Below are 3645 nucleotides of genomic sequence, written 5' to 3'. Positions count from 1 at the left end.
AACTTTACTACATTTATTAATATTCTTTAGGCTGTTTATTTTCTGATCGGTAGAATCTCTGAACCGTTAACCGGTATACCTCTACTTATCGATCAGGTACTCGTCCATATCATTAAAAAAGCCTTCCCTGATCATCTTCTGAACCCTGGGAGTTTTAAATACTTCTTCAATAGGGGTATCCCATTCACCCGAATTACGTACCCTGTAATCACATATTCTAGCTAGTAATTCTCTTTGAGCATCTTCAGGAAAACGTTTCCAGGTATCGTCTTCATACCACGTTTCCAATGACTCTATATCAGCGTTTTTTATATCTTCTACAGTCATCATCAGACCGCATCCCCTGTCAGAATTGCATAGGCTTTCTTATATTTTTCTACCCGTTTCAAATCCTTGTCTGTCACTTTCGGCAGACGCGATAAATCCATATTATTTCTTAAATCTGCTTTTTTTACAGCAATGGCCAGTGCGTTCCCGGATTTTTTTACTCCCCGCACATAGTCCAGATACGGGACCGCATCATCATGGGTCAAAAGAGAAACGGCATCAGCTATCTCTTTTCCGAATAAGGAAAAAAGAGTTTCCTTCGTCATCTCCGTATCCTCTAACGTGTCATGTAACATGCCGACTACAGCATAGTCTTCTCCCAGAGGCAATACCGCATTAGAAACAGACGTTAAATGGCACATATAAGTTTTCCCCGCCTTATCAGTCATATCAGCATGATATTTTTCAGCTACTTCAACGGCTAAAGAAAGTTTCTTTCCCACTTCTACCAATCCTCTTTTCCTAATTCACATACCGTAGGGAAATCTTCAAATTCCCCTGTTTCCCAGTTATAGCCTCTGTCACTAAAGTAATCCGAAGCTCTGACAATCGCTATGATACCAGATGGACCCCGTTTCTATTCATTATAACATATTCGTCCCCTTACGGGGATGAAGGTAATGTACAGCACCCCTTACGAAGCCTGTATTTATGCAGGTCTATGAGGCAGTTTGCGGGGCGGATTTTCCATTTTTCCTGAAAATTCGCTTTTATTATAACACATCCAGCTTCAAAAGGGTACGCCGCTTTTCCTTCATACAGAATCCCTGCAAGCACCACTCCCCTGCTGCATGTAACTTGGTTGATAGTTCAACTAAGTTGCATGCAAACTCTTGTGCAAGGCTGATTTTTCCAGCTTCATAAAAAATACCCACAAAGCTCTCCATAATGAGCTTCGTGGGCATGTCAGCAGTACCAGAGTTCTGATATTAAAGGCCTGGAAGTATGTCTCCGTATTGTTCATCAATGTGTTTTTTTAGATTCTGGAAAGCAGGAATATATACTTGGATAATCTTCGTTACCAGGCGCTTAGCCGCTTTACCATCATAAAGATGTGTCATGTCATTTCGATCTCTGAGCATCACCAGGAAAATGTCCGGATCGACAAAATCATAGACGGCGTACGCTTCCTTAATGATTTCCCGCGGTGAACCACTATGAGCTGCGTTACGGCCTTCATATTTCAATAATTCCTTTAATAATTTCCACGTCAATTCAAATTGCAGGGAGAATTTGTTGATAATGCCGCTGAGTATAAATTCGTTATCTAAATCTTCCTTTCCGGCACTGGCCAGTACGGCCAGATTGGAACAAAAATTTTCATATTTTTTCATAAAGCGTGACACCTTCTTTCTGAATCATAGTCCGAAATTCTGGTTCCAATGGATTATCCAGATTAATGATATCAAATTTCAATAATGTCCATGTGTTTTCCTCCACATCCAGGCAGAATTGTGTGAAATCCCCCCCAGAGACGGCAAGGTCTATGTCACTGGCACGTCCATAATCTCCCCGTGACCGGGACCCAAAAAGAATAACTTTTTGCACTTCCCATTTGCTGGCAATGGTACCTATTTCTTTTATTAATTCTTCACTGAGTCCTGTTTTCTGTATATCCATTGTATCTGTCATATACATCACCTGAAATATGTTTGTATAAAACGGTATATATCCGTATCTCATTGCCTCATAAATGCGATATAGTCATTTCTATATATCTATATAATAGTTATATTTATTATATCATTACGGATTTCTCTACTCAACACTAAGAAACACTGCGTTAGTGTCAGCTTTTTATCAGTGAAATGCTCCATTTTTTACTACCCATCCCGGCCCTGCAGCTTTTCCTTTAAACTTGAAACTATCCCTTTCCCGCATGCAAAAAAACTCACGGCTGGAAGCGTTTCCAGTCGTGAGTTCTGTGTCGATGTTACATAGATGATATATATTAGTGATGGAACAGGCGCAGGTGGGTCATGGCCATGGCTATGCCGTATTTGTCGCAGGTTTCAATGACGTTGTCGTCACGGATGGAGCCGCCGGCCTGGGCGATGTAGTCTACGCCGCTACGATGGGCCCGTTCGATGTTGTCGCCAAAGGGGAAGAAGGCGTCGCTGCCCAGGGCTACACCGTGGAGCTGGGCAATCCAGGCTTTCTTTTCTTCCCGTGTGAGCGGTTCCGGTTTTTCCGTAAACAGATCCTGCCAGATGCCGTCGGCCAGGACGTCTTCGTAGTCATCGGAAATGTAGACGTCGATGGCATTGTCCCGGTTCGGACGGCGCACGTCGTCGCGGAAGGGCAGGGCCAGGACTTTCGGGTTCTGGCGGAGCCACCAGATGTCCGCTTTGTTGCCGGCCAGGCGGGTGCAGTGTACACGGGACTGCTGTCCGGCACCGACGCCGATGGTCATGCCGTCTTTGACGTAGCAGACGGAGTTAGACTGGGTGTATTTCAACGTGATGAGGGCAATCATGAGGTCGCGGATTGCCGAAGCGGGGAGATTCTTGTTTTTCGTCGGGATTTCTTTGAAGAGATCTGCCGTAATTTTGGCATTGTTCCGTTCCTGTTCGAAGGTGACGCCGTATACTTCTTTCGATTCGATAGGAGCCGGCGTATAATCGCTATGCATCTGGAGGACGCAGTATTTCCCTTTTTTCTTCGTCTTAAGCAGTTCCAGGGCTTCGTCGGTGTATCCCGGAGCGATAACGCCGTCCGATACTTCCCGTTTGAGGAGGGTTGCCGTTTCGACGTCACAGACGTCGGACAGGGCGACGAAATCGCCGTAGGAGCTCATGCGGTCGGCACCACGGGCACAGGCATAGGCCGAGGCCAGCGGGGACAGGGCCAAGTCATCGACCCAGTAGATTTTTTTCAGGGTATCGCTCATGTCCGTCGCTACGGCTGCACCGGCGGGGCTGACGTGTTTGAAAGAAGCTACTGCCGCAAGGCCCGTCGCTTCCTTCAGTTCTTTGACCAGCTGGTAGCTGTTGAACGCATCGAGCAGGTTGATATAGCCGGGGCGGCCATTTAAGACATCAAAAGGAAGGTCGCTGCCGTCTTTCATATACACTCTGGCCGAAGCCTGATTGGGATTGCAGCCGTATTTTAATTGCAGTTCTTTCATCGTTATTACCTCCGTACACAGATAAAAAAAATACCGACACTTCCGGGAACCTTCGCCCAGACGGTCGGCTATACTGAATCATGCTCCCCGTGGTATGCTCCACTTTCCGTCAGTCACATGTTTCACGTCTATTATACAAGGGGAATCGCGGCACTGTCAATCATCTTGCCGGAAATCGATAGAAAAATCTG

5 protein-coding genes and 1 riboswitch are annotated in these 3645 nt (G+C 45.7%); all 5 genes read right to left on the bottom strand.

Annotated features, from left to right (window positions below; translation table 11 throughout):
- Window positions 1-81: 81 nt before the first annotated feature.
- Window positions 82-330: a hypothetical protein gene (locus B4H10_RS08115; protein WP_059077304.1), complete on the bottom strand. Its 249-nt coding sequence runs from the start codon at window positions 328-330 to the stop codon at window positions 82-84.
- Window positions 330-770, bottom strand: a complete 441-nt coding sequence (locus tag B4H10_RS08110; protein ID WP_070807783.1) for an HD domain-containing protein — start codon at window positions 768-770, stop codon at window positions 330-332. Before B4H10_RS08110 ends, B4H10_RS08115 begins: the two co-directional genes overlap by 1 nt.
- 486 nt (window positions 771-1256) lie before the next feature.
- On the bottom strand, window positions 1257-1661 hold the full coding sequence (locus tag B4H10_RS08105; protein WP_075582171.1) for an HI0074 family nucleotidyltransferase substrate-binding subunit: 405 nt from the start codon (window positions 1659-1661) through the stop codon (window positions 1257-1259).
- The gene (locus B4H10_RS08100; RefSeq protein WP_292018608.1) at window positions 1648-1959 is read right to left on the bottom strand and encodes a nucleotidyltransferase family protein; all 312 of its coding nucleotides are present in this window, start codon (window positions 1957-1959) and stop codon (window positions 1648-1650) included. The genes B4H10_RS08105 and B4H10_RS08100 overlap by 14 nt, the downstream gene beginning before the upstream one ends.
- A 319-nt stretch (window positions 1960-2278) precedes the next feature.
- Window positions 2279-3454 carry a phosphoribosylaminoimidazolecarboxamide formyltransferase gene (locus tag B4H10_RS08095; RefSeq protein WP_292018607.1) on the bottom strand — a complete coding sequence of 392 codons (1176 nt, stop codon included), beginning with the start codon at window positions 3452-3454 and terminating at the stop codon, window positions 2279-2281.
- A 47-nt stretch (window positions 3455-3501) separates the two neighbouring features.
- Window positions 3502-3581, bottom strand: a riboswitch (ZMP/ZTP riboswitch).
- Window positions 3582-3645: the final 64 nt, after the last annotated feature.

It is taken from the genome of Megasphaera sp. UBA4382, from assembly GCF_002391155.1.
GTDB lineage: Bacteria > Bacillota > Negativicutes > Veillonellales > Megasphaeraceae > Megasphaera > Megasphaera hexanoica.
This window is presented reverse-complemented; position numbering and strand designations above follow the sequence as displayed.